At 41.2% G+C, this 18,651-nt stretch carries 19 protein-coding genes; 14 read left to right on the forward strand and 5 right to left on the reverse strand.

Translation table 11 applies throughout. The features are described from left to right. Positions 1-127 precede the first annotated feature (127 nt). A complete protein-coding gene (locus tag F895_RS06635; protein WP_005242327.1) occupies positions 128-964 on the reverse strand; it encodes a posphoenolpyruvate synthetase regulatory kinase/phosphorylase PpsR in 837 nt (278 codons plus the stop codon). A 158-nt stretch (positions 965-1,122) separates the two neighbouring features. On the opposite strand from F895_RS06635, the gene ppsA reads away from it, so the two are divergent. From ppsA to F895_RS06565, 14 genes are all read left to right on the forward strand, one after another. Beyond that, entirely contained in the window at positions 1,123-3,501 is a 2,379-nt protein-coding gene (ppsA, locus tag F895_RS06630; protein WP_005242328.1) for a phosphoenolpyruvate synthase, read from the forward strand. A gap of 68 nt (positions 3,502-3,569) precedes the next feature. Continuing rightward, on the forward strand, positions 3,570-4,331 hold the full coding sequence (locus F895_RS06625; protein WP_005242330.1) for an RDD family protein: 762 nt from the start codon (positions 3,570-3,572) through the stop codon (positions 4,329-4,331). 298 nt (positions 4,332-4,629) lie between these two features. Further along, positions 4,630-5,685, forward strand: coding sequence for a ubiquinol oxidase subunit II (gene cyoA / locus F895_RS06620; protein ID WP_005242332.1), 1,056 nt, complete (start codon positions 4,630-4,632; stop codon positions 5,683-5,685). A gap of 3 nt (positions 5,686-5,688) precedes the next feature. Further along, positions 5,689-7,680, forward strand: coding sequence for a cytochrome o ubiquinol oxidase subunit I (gene cyoB, locus F895_RS06615; protein ID WP_004771587.1), 1,992 nt, complete (start codon positions 5,689-5,691; stop codon positions 7,678-7,680). 4 nt (positions 7,681-7,684) lie between these two features. Continuing rightward, the gene (cyoC, locus tag F895_RS06610; RefSeq protein ID WP_005242334.1) at positions 7,685-8,305 is read left to right on the forward strand and encodes a cytochrome o ubiquinol oxidase subunit III; all 621 of its coding nucleotides are present in this window, start codon (positions 7,685-7,687) and stop codon (positions 8,303-8,305) included. Next, a complete protein-coding gene (locus tag F895_RS06605) occupies positions 8,305-8,634 on the forward strand; it encodes a cytochrome o ubiquinol oxidase subunit IV (protein WP_005242336.1) in 330 nt (109 codons plus the stop codon). The genes cyoC and F895_RS06605 overlap by 1 nt, the downstream gene beginning before the upstream one ends. 10 nt (positions 8,635-8,644) lie before the next feature. Further along, entirely contained in the window at positions 8,645-9,523 is an 879-nt protein-coding gene (gene cyoE, locus F895_RS06600) for a heme o synthase (protein ID WP_005242339.1), read from the forward strand. Positions 9,524-9,882: 359 nt separating this feature from the next. Next, the gene (rpsF, locus tag F895_RS06595; protein WP_004638540.1) at positions 9,883-10,266 is read left to right on the forward strand and encodes a 30S ribosomal protein S6; all 384 of its coding nucleotides are present in this window, start codon (positions 9,883-9,885) and stop codon (positions 10,264-10,266) included. Between the two features lie 11 nt (positions 10,267-10,277). Further along, positions 10,278-10,505 carry a 30S ribosomal protein S18 gene (gene rpsR, locus F895_RS06590; protein ID WP_000090661.1) on the forward strand — a complete coding sequence of 76 codons (228 nt, stop codon included), beginning with the start codon at positions 10,278-10,280 and terminating at the stop codon, positions 10,503-10,505. 12 nt (positions 10,506-10,517) lie between these two features. After that, positions 10,518-10,964, forward strand: a complete 447-nt coding sequence (gene rplI / locus F895_RS06585) for a 50S ribosomal protein L9 (RefSeq protein WP_004654410.1) — start codon at positions 10,518-10,520, stop codon at positions 10,962-10,964. 115 nt (positions 10,965-11,079) lie between these two features. Beyond that, complete coding sequence (locus F895_RS06580; RefSeq protein ID WP_005242342.1) at positions 11,080-11,379, forward strand: TM2 domain-containing protein; 300 nt, start codon at positions 11,080-11,082, stop codon at positions 11,377-11,379. Positions 11,380-11,547: 168 nt separating this feature from the next. Further along, positions 11,548-12,993, forward strand: a complete 1,446-nt coding sequence (gene dnaB / locus F895_RS06575) for a replicative DNA helicase (RefSeq protein ID WP_005242346.1) — start codon at positions 11,548-11,550, stop codon at positions 12,991-12,993. A gap of 57 nt (positions 12,994-13,050) precedes the next feature. Beyond that, positions 13,051-14,124 (forward strand): alanine racemase, encoded by a 1,074-nt coding sequence (gene alr / locus F895_RS06570; protein WP_005242347.1) that lies wholly within the window; start codon positions 13,051-13,053, stop codon positions 14,122-14,124. 61 nt (positions 14,125-14,185) lie between these two features. Continuing rightward, positions 14,186-14,656: a DoxX family protein gene (locus F895_RS06565; RefSeq protein WP_005242348.1), complete on the forward strand. Its 471-nt coding sequence runs from the start codon at positions 14,186-14,188 to the stop codon at positions 14,654-14,656. A 51-nt stretch (positions 14,657-14,707) separates the two neighbouring features. On the opposite strand, the gene F895_RS06560 is transcribed toward F895_RS06565, so the two are convergent. The 4 genes from F895_RS06560 to F895_RS06545 form a co-directional block, all read right to left on the reverse strand. Then, positions 14,708-15,442: a proteasome-type protease gene (locus F895_RS06560; RefSeq protein WP_005242361.1), complete on the reverse strand. Its 735-nt coding sequence runs from the start codon at positions 15,440-15,442 to the stop codon at positions 14,708-14,710. 16 nt (positions 15,443-15,458) lie between these two features. Next, complete coding sequence (locus F895_RS06555) at positions 15,459-16,238, reverse strand: transglutaminase family protein (protein WP_005242364.1); 780 nt, start codon at positions 16,236-16,238, stop codon at positions 15,459-15,461. After that, entirely contained in the window at positions 16,235-16,837 is a 603-nt protein-coding gene (locus F895_RS06550) for an alpha-E domain-containing protein (RefSeq protein ID WP_005242365.1), read from the reverse strand. Before F895_RS06550 ends, F895_RS06555 begins: the two co-directional genes overlap by 4 nt. A gap of 73 nt (positions 16,838-16,910) precedes the next feature. Beyond that, positions 16,911-18,461: a circularly permuted type 2 ATP-grasp protein gene (locus F895_RS06545; RefSeq protein WP_005242366.1), complete on the reverse strand. Its 1,551-nt coding sequence runs from the start codon at positions 18,459-18,461 to the stop codon at positions 16,911-16,913. Between the last annotated feature and the right edge of the window lie 190 nt (positions 18,462-18,651).

Genomic DNA, 18,651 nt, shown 5'->3' on the forward strand with positions numbered 1-18,651 from the left:
CCAACCATTTTTATTTATTGTTTAATATCAAAAATTTATTAGTAAATAGTACTTCCATACAAATTTTAAATCTGACTAAGATAGTTTTGAGGCAGTCTAACAGACATTTTTAGACTGCCTGATCCACTTAACCAATACGACGCTTTAAACCCGTCATTTGTAAAACACGTGTTGAAATTTCTTCAATCGACATTTCAGTTACATTTAAATATTTAATTCCCTCAGAGATGTAAATCCCCTCAATGGCGCGCAACTCCATTTGGCATTGGCTAAAGCTAGCATAACGACTATTCGCCTTACGCTCATTACGAATTGCCACCAAACGTTCGGCATCAATCATTAAACCAAAAAGTTTATTTTTATGTTCGCGTAGTACTTTAGGCAAGCGGTTATCATCCAAGTCTTCCTCGGTCAAAGGATAGTTCGCAACACGCACACCAAATTGCAGTGACAAATAAATCGAAGTTGGTGTCTTCCCCGAACGAGACACGCCAATTAAAATGATATCGGCTTTATCATAATGGCGCGTTCTTGCTCCATCATCATTATCCAGTGCGAAATGAACGGCATCGATACGTGCTTTATAATATTCTGAATCAGTTACTGCGTGGGTTTGTCCAACTAGAGTTGTTGGCGGGATCCCGATTTCCTGTTCTAGTTTACTAATTAATCCTTCAAATACATCAAGATTTACAGCCTTGGCCGTGTTAATAATTTCACGGACATGCGGATCAACCAACGTATCAAAAACCAGTGGTAAAGAGCCATCTCGAGATTGACAAGCATTGATCTCCACCACCACATTCATTGCGGCTTCTTCTGTGGTGATATAAGGCATAATATGAATGTCAAAATCAACATTCGGAAATTGCGCAAGTAGTGAATGTCCAAGGGTTTCTGCGGTAATTGCGGTACCATCTGAAATAAAAAAAACGCTCCGTTTAATTTCTTTACTTACGGGCATCAAAATTCTCCTTAAACATTTGTCTTAGTGCTCTATAATCTTTATAGTAAACTCATCTAACATGACTGTCGCTTAGTAAAATACTAAATCTAAGCACTTTTGTATAATTTCATACCAATGATGGTCATTCATACTGCAAAAAAAGTGGAGTAAATACTTTGGAAGCGCGCGTAATCGGTCTGGAAAAATTAGGAAAACACGATGTCGAACTCGTAGGTGGGAAAAACTCATCTCTGGGTGAAATGATCAGTCATTTATCCAATGCTGGTGTATCGGTACCGGGTGGCTTTGCAACAACTGCTGCTGCCTATCGTGAGTTCTTAGATCAAAGCGGCTTAAACGCTCGTATTCAAGCTGAACTTCCTCAGCTTAATGTTGATGATGTAATTACACTTGCTGAAACCGGTGCAAAAATCCGTCAATGGATTGTTGATACTCCGCTCACTGCAACTTTAGAACAAGAAATTCGTGATGCATTTGCAGCACTTTCAAACGGTAACCCAGACATTGCCGTTGCAGTTCGTTCTTCTGCGACTGCTGAAGATTTACCCGATGCGTCTTTCGCAGGTCAGCAAGAAACTTTCCTCAACATTCGTGGGATCGATAATATTCTGATCGCGATTAAAGAGGTTTTTGCTTCTCTTTATAATGACCGCGCCATTGCTTACCGTGTACACCAAGGCTTTGAACATAGTGTTGTCGCTCTTTCTGCTGGCGTACAACGTATGGTTCGCTCAGAAACTGGCGCTGCGGGTGTTATGTTCACGCTAGATACAGAATCAGGTTTCCGTGATGTGGTATTTATCACCGCATCTTACGGTCTAGGTGAAATGGTGGTGCAAGGTGCAGTTAACCCTGACGAATTCTATTTATCTAAACCGCTCTTAAATGCAGGTAAACACTCTGTTTTACGTCGTAACCTCGGTTCTAAACACCAAAAAATGATTTATGGTGAAGAAGGTGCGGCAGGTAAATCTGTGGTTGTGGTTGATGTTGAAAAGCAAGAACGTCAACAATTTGCACTCAATGATCATGAATTACATGAATTGGCTAAACAAGCCTTGATCATTGAGCAACATTATGGCTCGCCAATGGACATTGAATGGGCAAAAGATGGCGATGATGGTCAAATCTATATCGTTCAAGCACGTCCTGAAACTGTAAAAAGCCGTCAAAATGTCGGCACAATGGAACGCTACCTGTTAAAACAACGCGGCACCGTGATTTGTGAAGGTCGTTCAATTGGCCAACGTATTGGTTCTGGTAAAGTTCGCGTTGTGACTTCAATTAAAGAAATGGATAAGGTTCAAGACGGTGATGTACTTGTCTCTGACATGACTGACCCAGACTGGGAACCCGTCATGAAACGTGCTGCTGCGATTGTCACTAACCGTGGTGGTCGTACGTGTCACGCTGCCATTATTGCACGTGAATTAGGTGTTCCAGCAATCGTAGGTTGTGGTAATGCCACCGAAGTCCTTTCAGACGGTCAAGAAGTGACTGTTTCTTGTGCTGAGGGTGATACAGGTTTCATCTATGAAGGTGCATTAGATTTCGAAGTTCAACGTAACTCGATTCACTCAATGCCATCACTACCATTCAAGATTATGATGAACGTCGGTAACCCTGACCGCGCATTTGACTTTGCTCAAATTCCAAATGAAGGGATTGGTCTAGCACGTCTTGAGTTCATCATTAACCGTATGATCGGCGTACATCCAAAAGCATTATTGAATATTGAAAGCTTGCCACGTGAAACACGTGCTGCTGTTATGGCACGTACAGCGGGTTACTCTTCACCAGTTGAATTCTATGTTGAAAAGTTGGTTGAAGGTATCTCTACACTTGCAGCTGCATTTGCAGACAAGCCGGTGATTGTACGTATGTCGGACTTCAAATCGAATGAATATGCGAATTTGATCGGTGGTAAGTTATACGAACCTGAAGAAGAAAACCCAATGTTGGGCTTCCGCGGAGCAAGTCGTTATGTTTCTGACAACTTCCGTGATTGTTTTGAGCTTGAATGCCGTGCCTTGAAAAAAGCACGTGATGAAATGGGCTTAACTAACATTCAAATCATGATCCCATTTGTTCGTACTGTTTCTGAAGCAAAACGTGTGATTGAGTTGCTTGCTCTAAATGGTTTAAAACGTGGTGAAAATGGTCTTAAAGTCATTATGATGTGTGAACTTCCAACCAATGCATTATTGGCTGAGCAATTTCTTGAACATTTCGATGGCTTCTCTATCGGCTCAAATGACTTAACACAATTAACACTAGGTCTAGACCGCGACTCTGGTATCGTGTCTCACTTATTCGATGAGCGTGATCCAGCAGTTAAAGCGCTGCTTTCTATGGCCATTCATGCTTGCCGTAAAGCAGGCAAATATGTCGGTATTTGTGGTCAAGGTCCTTCGGATCACCCTGACCTTGCTAAATGGCTTATGGAACAAGGGATTGAATCTGTGTCACTTAACCCTGACTCAGTACTTGATACATGGTTCTTCCTTGCTGAAGAACAAATCAAGCAAGCCTAGTCTTTTTTAGAAAAAGACCCTCCTTTGCAGGGTCTTTTTTCATCTTTCGTAATTGAGATTTTTAAATTATGCAAATTTACTTGGCTCGTAACAATCAACAAGCAGGACCTTATAGTTTAGAACAAGTGAACCAGATGCTTGCTAGTCAACAAGTTTTATTGACCGATTTAGCTTGGCATGAAGGCATGGCCGAATGGAAAACACTTGGCGAACTAACACAAGGCAAACTTGTCTACGAACCTGTAGGTTACTCTCCTTTTAGTGCTCAAGTTAAAACTGAAACGAATGAACCAACTTACAAAATCAAAGTCGAACAGAAAGTACCTGAACTAGCCCCTTTTCACTCTCGTGCATTGGCAAAGGTTTTTGATTTAATCTTATGGCTACCAATGGCCTCAATTCCATCTTTCTTTTTTAATGAAAGCCAATATCAAGAATTATTCGAGATTCAAAAACAGATGCAAGCAACCCAAATTGCATCGGATAAAGCAGTAGAATTACAGCACCAACTGATGCAGTTAATTCCAAATGAAGCATGGATAATGATCTTTACTTACCTGATTATTATGCTCATGATCCAAGCATTTTTCATTGCAAAATCAGGCCAGAGCCTAGGTAAAAAAATCGCCAAGATTAAAATTGTAGATGTAGAAACCGCTGCGCCAGTCAGCACAATTCGGGCCTTCTGGGTAAGAAGTGTGCTCTTCATTATTCTTAACCTTCTTCTAATCCCAATCATTACCGTGATTGATTACGCTTTATTCGCATTTACTAAAAATCGTCAAACTTTGCACGATAAATTGGCAAAAACCAAGGTAATTAAGCAGTAATCACAAATCAATAAACAAAAGAGGATTTATTCCTCTTTTTTTATATATTAAATTGATATCTATAGAAAAAAAATGTACCGAAACAACAATCCCTACAAGATAAATCGGGTTTTAAAACAAGCAGTTCAGACCACTTTATCAGTAGCTTAGTTTTTCAATATGAGGCATAATGCCCAACAACGTAGCGGTGTCGCGTGATTGCTAAGCATTTTTTATACAATTCTTATCAATCACGCGACACTTTAATCGCTATCCCATAATTTAATTAGGGAATGGGACTCTTCACCGAGGTTGTAAAATGAGACAAACGATTTTAGCTGTATTGTCTTTATCAACGATGGCTGCACTCTTAACTGGGTGCGGTGGTGATATGGTACTTCTAAACAATAAAGGTCCAGTTGGTCAAGGTCAAAGTAACTTGATGATGACTGCGATCTATCTAATGCTATTGGTGGTCATTCCATCAATCGTCATGGCATTATGGTTTGGTTGGAAATATCGCGCGTCGAATAAAGATGCAGACTATAAACCTACTTGGGCACACTCTACGGCAATTGAAATTGTTGTATGGGGCGTACCTGTCATTATTATTGGTATTTTAGCTTGGTTAACTTGGTGGGGTTCCCACAAGTACGACCCTTACCGTCCGTTAGAATCAGATAAAGCACCATTGACTATTCAAGCTGTCGCTGAACAGTTCAAATGGATTTTTATCTATCCTGAGCAAAACATTGCAACGGTAAACGAAGTACGCTTCCCAGAACAAACACCAGTAAGCTTTAAAATCACTTCTAACTTTACGATGAACTCGTTCTTCATCCCACAGTTAGGCGGTCAGATTTACGCAATGGCTGGTATGCAAACTCACCTTCATCTATTAGCCGATGAGCCAGGAGTTTTCCGTGGTTTCTCAGCAAACTATTCAGGTTACGGTTTCTCACAAATGCGCTTTAAAGCACATAGCGTGACTGAGCCAGAATTTGCACAATGGGTAGAAGCAGTTAAAGCTGGTAATGGTACAAGTATCAACCCTGAAGCAATTCAAAAAGGCACACTTGACCAAGCTGAGTTAGCAACGCTTAAAGATGGCGATCGTTCTAAGCATCAGATCGAACATTTAGTGAATCGTGCTAAAGCTGCTGGTGATCAAGAAGCACTTGCTAAAGCTGAAGCGATGAAACCGTTCCCGACTAAGCCACACCCAGTGACTTATTACTCATCAGTTGAGCCAAAATTGTTTGAAACAATCATCAACCATTATATGAGTAACTATCACGGTGCTGACCATTCTGCTGGACATAATGCAACAGCAGAAACTCATGCTGCAGCAGAACACGCTGCTCAAGGGGAATAAGACATGGATATGATTTTTGGTAAATTGGGGTGGGATTCTATCCCGACTGAACCCCTTGTACTTGTCACCATGGTCTTTATGGCACTTGGTGCAATTGCTGTTTTGGGCGGTATCACCTATTTCAAGAAATGGGGATATTTGTGGAATGAGTGGTTTATCACTGTAGACCATAAAAAGATTGGTATCATGTATATCATCGTATCTGTGGTCATGCTTCTGCGTGGTTTCGCCGATGCGATCATGATGCGTCTACAACTTTTCCTCGCGAAAGGCGGCGGCGAAGGTTACTTACATCCTGACCACTACGACCAGATCTTCACCGCGCACGGTGTAATCATGATCTTCTTCGTGGCCATGGGTCTCGTTGTTGGTATGATGAACATCTCTGTACCTTTACAGATTGGTGCTCGTGACGTTGCTTTCCCATTATTAAACTCTTTAAGCTTCTGGTTATTCGCAGGCGCTGCTGGTTTGATGATGCTTTCACTTGTATTAGGTGAATTTGCTGCGACTGGTTGGATGGCTTACCCTCCTCTATCTGGCATTCAATATTCTCCTGGTGTAGGTGTTGACTACTATATCTGGGCACTTCAGGTTTCTGGTCTAGGTACGCTTTTATCTGGTGTTAACTTCTTTGTTACCATCATCAAGATGCGTGCGCCTGGCATGAAATTGATGGACATGCCTATTTTCACGTGGACTTCACTGTGTACGGCTGTATTAATCATTGCATCATTCCCTGTATTAACAGGTACGCTTGCAATGCTTACACTTGACCGTTACTTCGGTTTCCATTTCTTCACCAATGAGCTTGGCGGTAGCCCAATGCTTTACGTGAACTTGATCTGGACATGGGGTCACCCTGAAGTATATATCTTGGTATTGCCAGCATTTGGTCTATACTCAGAAATCGTTGCAACCTTCTCTCGTAAAGCGTTGTTCGGTTATAAATCTATGGTGTATGCAACGATTGCGATTACTGTTCTTGCGTTCGTTGTATGGCTTCACCACTTCTTCACCATGGGTGCTGGTGCGAACGTTAATGCGTTCTTCGGTATCATGACCATGGTTATTGCGATTCCAACAGGTGTGAAAATCTTCTCTTGGTTATTCACAATGTATAAAGGTCGCATCACCTTTACTACTCCTATGTTATGGACGCTTGGCTTCCTGGTAACATTTGGTATTGGTGGTTTAACTGGCGTACTTATGGCTGTTCCACCTGCGGACTTCCTTGTACACAACTCATTGTTCTTGATCGCTCACTTCCATAACGTAATTATCGGTGGTGTGGTGTTTGGTATGTTTGCCGGCATCATCTTCTACTGGCCAAAAATGTTTGGTTGGAAGCTCAATGAAGCATGGGGTAAAGCTGCATTCTGGTTCTGGTTCTTCGGTTTTTACTTTGCATTCATGCCACTTTATATCCTTGGTTTCATGGGTATGACACGTCGTTTGAATACATATGACAACCCAGAATGGGATCCGTACTTGGCAATTGCATTGTTTGGTGCTGTTCTTGTTGCGATTGGTATTGCCTGCTTCTTGATGCAAATCATCGTTGGTTTCTTACAACGTAAGGACAACATGGACCATACTGGCGATCCGTGGGATAGCCGTACCCTTGAATGGGCAACGTCATCTCCTGCCCCATTCTATAACTTTGCACATGTACCGGAAGCTAGCGGTGTTGATCGTTTCTGGACTGACAAAGAAAATGGTGTAGCATACGCACGTAACACTAAATATGAAGACATCCACATGCCGACTGATCGTGCTGCTGGTTTTGTCATTGCAATGTTCATTACATTACTTGGCTTTGCACTTATCTGGCATATTTGGTGGCTTGTTGTTGTTTCATTCGTTTCAGCTGTTGTTAGCTTGATCGTGAGTTCATTCACCAAGAATGTTGACTACTACGTTCCTGCTGCTGAAGTTGAGCGTATTGAAAACGAACGCTATGCTTTACTTGAAAAACACTTGAAGAAGGACTAAGGAAATGGCTGAAGTACTTCATCACGACAACCACGGCCACGATGGTCATCATGAACATGATGATACGGACTTAACGGTCTTTGGTTTCTGGACATACTTGATGAGTGACTTGATTCTTTTCGGATCACTCTTCATTGCGTTCGCTGTATTAAGCAGTCATATCCCGCCAGGAACCCCAAGTGCATATGACCTGTTCCATGATTCATTAGGCTTCGTCTTAACTGAAACATTTGCCTTATTGATCTCATCGGTAACATTTGGTTTTGCTGTACTTGCATCTTATAAAAAGAATGTAAATCAAGTCATCACTTGGTTATTCATTACATTCCTTTTCGGTGCATCGTTCATTGGTATGGAAATCTATGAGTTCCGTCACCTTGTACATGAAGGTCATGGCCCTACTCACAGTGCATTCTTATCATCGTTCTTTACTTTGGTTGGTACACACGGTATCCACGTAACTTCTGGTTTAGTGTGGATGTTGGTATTGATGTATCAAATCAAAAAGAATGGTTTGACCTTACCGAATACACGTCGTCTTGCTTGCTTAAGCTTGTTCTGGCACTTCCTTGACATCGTTTGGATCTGTGTATTCAGCGTCGTTTACTTACTGGGAGTTCTCTAATGAGTAGTCATGACCATAATGCTGCAGGTGCGTCACACGGTAACTTTAAACAATACACTGTTGGATTTATCCTTTCTGTTATCCTCACCATCATCCCCTTCGGGATGGTGATGTCGGGTGGTTTCAGCCGTGGCGTTTTAGTTACAGTAATTGCAATTACTGCTGTTGCTCAGGTACTTGTACAACTTGTGTACTTCTTACACATGAATACATCATCTGAACAACGTTGGAACCTTATTGCATTTATCTACACAATTTTATGTATTGCCGTACTCTTGGTCGGCTCTGTGTGGATTATGAATTACCTACACTACAACATGATGATCTAAACTGATTGTCATGTGGAAAAAGTACTTATTCCTGACTAAACCAGGAATTCTCTTCGGTAATTTTATTACCACCTTGGGCGGCTTCTTCTTAGCCGCCCAAGGCTCTATAGACTGCCTCTTATTATTACTGACCCTACTCGGAACAACTTTTGTTGTTGCTTCAGGTTGCGTCGTCAATAATGTAATTGATCAAGACATCGATCAAAAAATGCAACGCACCATGAACCGTGCCCTTGTGCAAAAAACGATTTCTCCGACTGTTGCCATGTCTTATGCATGGGTTTTAGGCGTAATTGGTTTTAGCATTCTTTGGTTCTATGTGAATGGCTATGCTTTTTTATTTGCTGTCATTGGTTTTGTCGTCTATGTCGGTTTTTATAGTTTGTGGAGCAAACGCACCACCATCCATCAGACCGTCATTGGTAGTATTTCTGGAGCGAGTCCTCCTGTTATTGGTTATACGGCTGTAAGTCATCAGTTCGATGTTGCGGCACTCCTGATCTTTGTTGCATATGCTTTATGGCAAATGCCACATTCCTGGGCCATTGCAATTTATCGTTTTGATGATTACAAAAATGCAGGAATTCCAATTTTACCTGTAGCGCGCTCTATTTTGAGAACGAAAATCGAATCCGTGATTTATGTGATTTTATTTAGCGTTGCAATGAATGCACTGTATGTTTATGGATATACCAACATCATTTTCCTGGTCATCTGTAATGCACTATGTATTTATTGGCTCTATATCGGTATTTTAGGATTCAAAGCTAAAGATGATCAGCTTTGGGCAAAACGCTTTTTCCTTTTCTCAGTAATTCTCGTTACTGTTATCAGTCTAAGCTTTAGTTTTACCTTTAAAAGCCCTGCACCATTCCTCCCTCTTTTTTAAAAAGATAGAGAATGCTCTATCTTTTTATTCTCCCTCGCTGTAATCATTTCGTGCAATAAAAACATTCGCTTCTTTATTGCCTAAATGAAATCTTCCCCTCCCTCGTGATTTTTATTTTCTCACATTAAAATCGGTGGTTACTTACCACAAGATCATTTTGTTTTCAATCCGATCCAACCTACCTCGCTTTTTTTCACGGCTATACCCAAAAACTAAAAATCAAGACCACGCCAGATTTGCTTTATAGCGTCAATTTGAATATAATCCCCGCTTCGCAATTTGCGACATAACTTTTAAGTTATGACTCCTTGCTTCTGATTTTTATAATCAGGGGCTGCTTAAACCGTAAGGAGCTGACAATGCGTCACTACGAAATCGTACTATTGGTACATCCAGACCAAAGCGATCAAGTTGTAGGTATGGTTGAACGCTATATCTCTCAGATCAAAGAAGCTGAAGGTCAAATTCACCGTTTAGAAGATTGGGGCCGCCGCCAATTGGCTTACCCGATTAACAAAATTCACAAAGCACACTACATTCTTATGAATGTTGAATGTGGTCAAACGACTCTTGATGAATTAGAAGAATTGTTCCGTTATAACGATGCAATCATTCGTAACATCATCATCCGTCGTGAACACGCAATTACTGAAGAATCTTTACTTGCTAAGAGTGCTGAAGAAAAACGTGCGCGTAAAGCTCAACGTGAAGAAGCACAACAAGCAGTTCAAGAAGCTGAATAAGGAGAACATCAATGGCACGTTTTTACCGTCGTCGCAAGTTCTGCCGCTTTACAGCTGAGAATGTTGCGTACATCGACTACAAAGATATCGACACTTTAAAACAGTACATCACTGAAAACGGCAAGATTGTTCCTAGCCGTATTACAGGTACTAAAGCTCGTTATCAACGTCAATTAGCGTTAGCTATTAAACAAGCTCGCTATTTGTCTTTGATTCCGTACACTGACAACCATAAGTAAGTGAGGTGAGCTGTGGACGTTATCTTATTACAACGCATTAAGAACCTTGGTAAATTAGGCGACAAAGTATCAGTTAAAGCTGGTTACGGTCGTAACTTCTTGATCCCTCAAGGTAAAGCTGTAGCTGCAACTGAAGCAAACACTGCTGCTTTTGAAGCTCGTCGTGCTGAACTTGAGAAGCAAGAAGCTGAAGTATTAGCTGCTGCGAATGCACGTGCTGAACAATTGAACGAAGTTAACATCGTAATCACTGCGAAAGCTGGTGACGAAGGTAAACTATTCGGTTCTATCGGTACTCGTGACATCGCTGATGCTTTAACGAATGCTGGTCTTGTTGTTGACCGTGCAGAAGTTCGTTTACCAAACGGTGCGCTTCGTCACACTGGTGAATTCAACATCGCAATCCAATTGCATCATGATGTTGTTGCTGAAGTTCTCGTTACTATCGTATCTGAGTAATTTCTGCAAAGAAAAAGAGCATGTTTTACATGCTCTTTTTTTATGTCTAATTAAATACAGAAAATCTAACTCTAAATTAAATTTATATAATTATTTTTCTCTAATAGGGCCCTATATGCAAAAGAAAAATCGTATCATTGCTTTAATACTCGCCATGTTTTTAGGTTTCTTCGGAATAGATCGTTTCTATCTCGGCAAGAAAACCAGTGGTATTCTAAAATTGATCACCTTTGGCGGCTTAGGTTTCTGGTGGTTTATCGATGCTACCCTACTCTTGCTTGATGCTTTCCTCTATTCTTTAGGCAAAGACACGGGCTTTGTTAAAGATGCACAAAAAAATAATCTTCGCTATGGTCTTTCAGCATACCGTTTTAAAAACGGACGCTTTGAACAAGACTGGTTTGTAAAACCTTAATTCAAGACCATCCTCAAAATCACAAGCGTCGATGCAATCACATATATGACTATCTATTGTGCTATTGCATCGCTTACACAATTTTCCCTGAATTAAATTGTCCCGATAGCTTCCATTTGGATTAAGATAGTCAGTCGTTAGGGTTTCATCTTTTTATTAGGTCTTGTTATGTCACAGGCGAATGCCAATTTTTCCAAAAATGCTCCAAACACAGAGAGTAAAGTGAATGACTCTGGTCAACTAAAAGAATTCCGCACCCCACCGCATAATCTTGCCATTGAGCAAGCTGTTTTAGCTGCTTTGATGACAGTTGCCGAATCATTCGAACAAGTCAGTGACTTACTCAAAGAAAATGATTTTTATGCCACACGTCACAAATATATTTATCGTGCCATTGAGAAACTAGCACAAGAGAACTCGCCTTATGATGCAGTTTTAGTGAATGACTGGTTACTCAAACAGAATTTGCTCGATGCTATTGGTGGTGAAGAATACCTGATGCAATTGATGGCAGACTCTCCTTCAAGCTTCTACAATCTTGAAATTTATGCAAATAAAATCAAAGAGTTCTCAACGCTGCGTAACATGATCAAGATCAGCAGTGATATTTTACAAAATGCCTATGACACTAAAGGTCGTCCAGTCAGCGAAATTCTTGATTTAGCAGAAACCAGTATTTTCTCTTTGGCGGAACAGCACAACAACAATAAAAAAGATTCTGGACCAAAATCCATCAGCTCTGTGACTGCTGATGTGATTACCAAATTAGATGAACTATCTAAACTCGATGGTAACATTACCGGTTTAACCACTGGGTTCCTAGAGCTGGACAATAAAACTTCAGGCATGCAACCCGGCGACTTAATTATTGTCGCGGCACGTCCATCGATGGGTAAAACCACATTCGCGATGAACCTTGTCGAAAGTGTACTGCAATATAACCGCCTACCTGCACTAGTATTCTCTATGGAGATGCCAGCAGACTCGATTGCGATGCGTTTGATTTCTGCCATGGGTAAAGTCCATCAAGGACATTTACGTTCAGGTAATCTGGATGCCGATGAATGGACCAAAGTCACAGGAACCATTCTTCAGCTACAAGAAATGCATCTTTACATCGATGACTCATCTGCCCTCCCACCTACCGAACTTCGTGCGCGTGCACGTCGTGTGGCTAAAATGCATGATGGTAAAATCGGCTGTATCATGGTCGACTATTTACAGCTGATGAAAGTCCCAGGTATGGGTGATAACCGTGTGGGTGAGATCTCGGAAATTTCACGAAGCTTAAAAGCACTTGCCAAAGAGATGCAATGTCCTGTCATTGCACTGTCTCAGTTAAACCGTAGTTTGGAGAACCGACCAAACAAACGTCCTGTGATGTCAGACTTACGTGAATCGGGTGCGATCGAGCAGGATGCCGACTTAATCATGTTTATTTACCGTGATGAAGTCTATAACAAAGAATCAAAAGAAGCAGGTACTGCCGAAATCATTATCGGTAAACAGCGTAACGGCCCTATTGGTAGTGTGCGCCTTGCCTTCGAAGGTCAATATACCCGTTTTAGTAACCTCTCGCCTGAGTTCTATGCTCAGTATGAAGATGACGAATAATATCTAAACGATTCCTGCTTTATATATGTTTCAAGTCGACCCAAAGGAGAACTCAGGGTGCGCCAAGCTACAGTTTATATTGACAGTAACGCACTGCAATATAATTTAAACCGTGTTAAACAACTTGCTCCACATTCAAAAATTGTCAGTATGGTCAAAGCCAATGCCTACGGACATGGAGTTAAAAACTGTTTAGCCGCCCTTGAGGCCACGGACGCTTTTGGTGTCGCCTGCTTAGAAGAAGCCTTGGAAATCAGGCAACTGGGATATACTCAACCCATTACCCTGATTGAGGGTGTATTCTCTGAAGATGAAATGGCACAAGTCATTGAACAGAAACTCGAATGTATCGTTCATCACACTCAACAAGTTGAATGGTTGATTCAACATAAAACGGCTTACAATGCATTAGGCCTAAAAGTTTGGGTCAAGCTAAACAGCGGAATGAACCGTTTAGGTTTTAAAGTAGATGAAATTATTAAAGTCATTCATCGCTTAAAAACTGAAGGTTTTACTTGTGTACTGGCCATGCATTTTGCCAATGCCGATGTAGAGCATCCTTTAAACGAGCAACAGAAACAACAGTTCTTACAGGTAAAGCAGGCCTGCGAACCCATCTTGGTATCTTGTTGTAATTCAGCTGCAATTTATAAATATCCCGAACTACATTTTGATTTTGTACGCCCGGGTATTATGCTTTACGGCGCGTCTCCCTTTGCCGATAAAAATGTGCATGAGCTTGATCTAAAGCCCGTCATGACCTTTAGTGCCGAAATCATTGCACTGAATCAGATTCAACAAGGGGAATTTGTCGGTTATGGTTCAACCTATTCAGCCACATGCCCAACAAAAATTGCGATTGTTTCAATTGGCTATGGGGATGGCTATCCACGGACTTATATCAAACAAAACTTTGTTGCGATCAATCAACAACTTGTCCCTGTTGTTGGCCGTGTCAGTATGGACATGATCGCCATTGATATCAGCAATGTGGATGCCGAAGTTGGCACAAAAGTTGAACTCTGGGGGCAATCTCGCTTGGTTGATGAGGTTGCAGCAGCGAATGGAACTCTAGGCTACGAGCTGCTTTGCCGCCTAACTGCCCGTCCTATACGGCAACTAGATCACTAAATACCACTTGATCATTTTCTGTGTTTTATCTCTAATATGGTTTTAACCATTCCAGAATCGAATGCTCAAACTGGTTTACGATAATCCGCTCTATAAAATGCCGATTCAGCAATTCGTGCTATTTCTAATAAGAATTTCAATCGGCATTTTTTTCTTTAGCACGGGATTCAATAAGCTTTTCGTAGAGAAAAACCGATTGATTATGCTGGAAACCATCACCGGAGCTGGCATTCCTTTTCCAGAAATCATGAGTAGCTTTGTTTCTGCCACAGAAATGCTCGCAGGTTTATTGTTGATTATCGGTTTATTTACTCAAATCAGCAGCATTTTACTGTTTGTGATCTGCATGACCGCTTTATACACCGTTGGCATACATACCATTCCTAATGGCTTAGATGCTATGAGCTGGCTGAGTTGGTTCTTCTATGTGCACGACCTGTTGTATATGTTTGTTCTTGCCATACTGATCACAACTCGGCCCACCATCCTGTCACTGGATCGTCTTCTAAGCAAGAACATTTCAAGGGTTTAAATAACTCCCTCTCAAACAAACATCGTTATCAGTCTGAGAGCGAGTCATGATTTACAAACCATAATCGGCAGTTGGCTTGGGCAGCTCTTGCAAACCACGGCGTAAAGTCTCTGACCATTGTTTACTGATCTGCGTAAAGTATGGGTCATCTTCCCCTATGCGCTTACCCTCTGGAATTTTAAAACTGTCTTTATGGTAAACCAAAGCATCTAGGGGTAAACCAACCGATACATTGGAACGTAATGTCGAATCAAAAGAAATCAATGAACAACGTAACGCATCATCCAGCGGCATATCATAGTACAAGGCACGATCCAGAATAGGCTTACCATATTTACTTTCACCAATTTGAAAATAAGGTGTATCCGTGGTTGCACAAATAAAATTCCCTTGTGGATAGACATTATATAGCTGCATCTCTTCGCCTTTAATCTGCCCCCCTACCAAAATACTGCATGAGTAATTCATTTGCTCCTGAGTATCAGTGGTAATATCCTCTAGCACCTTACGTAAGGTTTTACCAACTAGCTCAGTCACCTCAAACATGGTATTGGCACTATATAAGTTTGGTTCTTGATGCAAGGCCAAAGCATTTTGCAAATGTCCAATCACAGCCTGAGTCGTTGCCAGATTGCCCGATGTTTGTAGCGCAATAAAACGCTCACCTTCTACCCCAAAAGTATGCAACTTACGAAATACAGAAATATGATCGACCCCGGCATTGGTTCGAGTATCGCTAATCAATACCAAACCTTGCTCTAATCTTAATGCACAACAATAGGTCATCTTTCTCTCTTTATACTTAACATGCCAAAACTTGTACCACAGACATCATACTTTCCACCCCACCTTGCTCGCGAATACCTCGCACTGGTGCTACATCTAAATAGTCGCGCCCGACCGCAACATAAATATGATTTTGGGGTGTAAATATCTGGTTACTGATATCAAAACAATACCATTCATTCTCCACAAAAACCTCAGCCCATGCATGACTGGCAAGGTGCGGTTGGTTTTCATCATAGATATAACCCGATATATAACGTGCTGGCAACTGTAAAGCACGACACATGGCAATGAAGATATGCGTATGATCCTGACACACTCCCTGCCCTGCATAAAAAGCATCAATCGCCGAGGTGGTTACCGAAGTCGTTTCTGGTTGATATGGGACTTGCTGCAAAATCTTTTCTGCTAACACAATCAAATGCTGGCGATCTTTTAGCTTAACAAACGAATGAGCAAAGTCCGACATGGTCAAATCACAACATGTCATCATTGTACGCTGTAGAAATAGCATCGGCGATACATTCGTTTCTGCATGACCCAACTCAGTTGGGTGTAGATCAACTACCCCCTGTGCCATGATGGTTAAATAACGATAATCATGGCGCTGCGTTGCCGTAATCCACAAATTATTAAATGCATCGCGCTGACAGGAATATTGCCCAGGCACGCTGATCTGCCAGTTTTCAATATGCTGATGCCGTGAACTCTGCGGCATCATTTTAATCGACTGGACACTATTCCTCGCAACCTCCGTATAACGATAATGTGTCTGATGATTGACCATAAGTTTCATGAGGATGCCTCAAATTGATTTTCCAACTTATAAGTAAATGCATAAAACTGATTCAAATAAGGCTGATCTTTCAATATCTCCCAACTTGGTTGTAAATCCTGCCATCCCAACTGAAATAACTGCTCTATTTCAGGATCAATAGCTTCAAATACTTCAGGCACATTGTATTGAAATCTGAAATGTGTATCTATTTGCTCCATACTTTGCCCAATATGAAAGAATAAAAAGATTTCTTCTTGCTCCTTGCTTAGAATATCACAGCAGCTTTGCACGACACTTTGAATCGCCAAGCCATCCGCTACTGTATTTTTAAGCAGATAATTCAACTCAGCATAGGCCTGAGCAGATAACAACCCCCTCAATTCTTGAATATTGTCACGCGCAATCTCAAGTTGGCTTAATAAAGAGTAGGGTTGCTGCCGATCCAACATAAAATAATTCAAGCTCTCGGCATCAGCAATATGCAAACAAAGTGCCTGTGCAAAATCTGTGGCCTGAAGATTATCAACAAAAGGCAATTGCCCAGCCACATGACCGATACGAAACAAATAACGTCCTAACCAATAAATATGTTGAGCACTTGAACTCAGTAAAAGCATACATCTCCTCCTATATATTTGTTATAACGCCACAACACTGTCTTATTTCATCATTCAGACGATGGCATATCATTTAGGAACGTAAGGTTTCAACCACCCATGTATCTTTAATGCCTCCCCCCTGAGAGGAGTTAACAACAAGTGAACCTGCCTGCATAGCGACCCTTGTTAATCCACCAGGTACAATTTCGGTTCGATAAGGTGAACTTAAAACAAATGGACGCAAATCAATATGCCGCTCTGCAACCCCTTCAGTAGTTAGCGTTGGCGCAACAGAAAGTGCCAAAGTCGGTTGTGCTATATATAAATGTGGCGTCTCGATGAGTTTTTGTCTAAATCCGTCAATTTGCTCTTGATCTGCTTGAGGGCCAATCAACATGCCATAGCCACCCGAACCTTGCGCCTCTTTAATCACCAATTTTTCGATATTGGCCAATACATAATCCAGCTGGTCAGCATCTCGACATTGATAGGTGGGTACATTATTTAAAATCGATGTTTCACCTAAATAGAATTGAATCATTTGATCGACATAAGGGTAAATGGATTTATCATCCGCAACCCCAGTTCCTGGTGCATTAGCAATCACTACATTATGTTGTAGATAAGCAGACATTAAACCTGCTACGCCCAGACTGCTGTCAGGTCTAAAACTCAGTGGATCAAGGAAATCATCATCAACGCGGCGGTAAATCACATCGACCTGCTGACGGCCACGGATGGTTTTGACAAAAACTTTCTCATCCTCGACGAACAGATCTCGACTGGTCACCAATGGCACATCCATTTCACGGGCTAAAAATGAATGCTCGTAATAGGCACTGTTAAAACGGCCTGGGGTGAGCACGACAATCATAGGCTGATCAACATAAGCATTTTCTTCCAGAACCGCTTTTAACAAACTTGGATATTGCTCAATGCCCTGCAAATTATTGCTGCTACATAGATCTGGCATCAATTTCTGGCTGATTTTTCGGCTTTCCAGCATATAAGATACTCCTGAGGGCGTCCGTAAATTATCCTCCAAGACAAAGAAATCACCCTGACCATCGCGAATAATGTCAATGCCGCTGATTTGTGAATAGATCTTTCCTTTAAGCTGGTGTTTTAACATATGCGGTTGAAAAGCTTCATGGGCAATGACTTGCTGTTCAGGAATCAATCCTTCTTTTAGAATATGCTGGCCATGATAAATATCATCTAAAAACAAGTTCAGCGCTTTCACTCGTTGCTCACAACCTGCGGCAATCTGTTCCCATTGCTTCTTTTCAATCACACGAGGAATCAGATCATATGGAATGGTTCGTTCTGCACCTGCTTGATCACCGTAAACATTAAAAGTGATTCCTTGGTAGAGAAAATGCTGCTTTGCCTGTGCCTCTAACGTTTTTAAGTCTTCAAGACTACGAATACTCAACCACTGTTCAATTTTTTTCGATGCTTCACCGTTAAAGCTTTTGTCATCCAACATTTCATTAAAAAATTGTGATTTAAGCTGTTCAAATAAATTACTGGTCACATTGAACTTTGGAATAAATGTAGACCTGTCAACGGCGACCGCTGCATTCTGTTCTGGTGCATAATAATCTGTGCTGACATGTAGGTTGTGTTCTTGTTCTGACATAAAAAACCTCGTCTCATCATTTATCTATATTTAGTAAAAGCAATTTCAATGCCACTTATATAAAACGATCAATTTTCAACCAGACTTAGAATATTTATGCAAAAGCATACCCATTTCAGTCGTAAATACGTAATCCGTATCCGATAGACTTGATAAATAGGGAGAGTTTTTTTATTGTGTCTGCTTTAGA

It is taken from the genome of Acinetobacter sp. CIP 64.2, from assembly GCF_000369645.1.
Lineage (GTDB): Bacteria > Pseudomonadota > Gammaproteobacteria > Pseudomonadales > Moraxellaceae > Acinetobacter.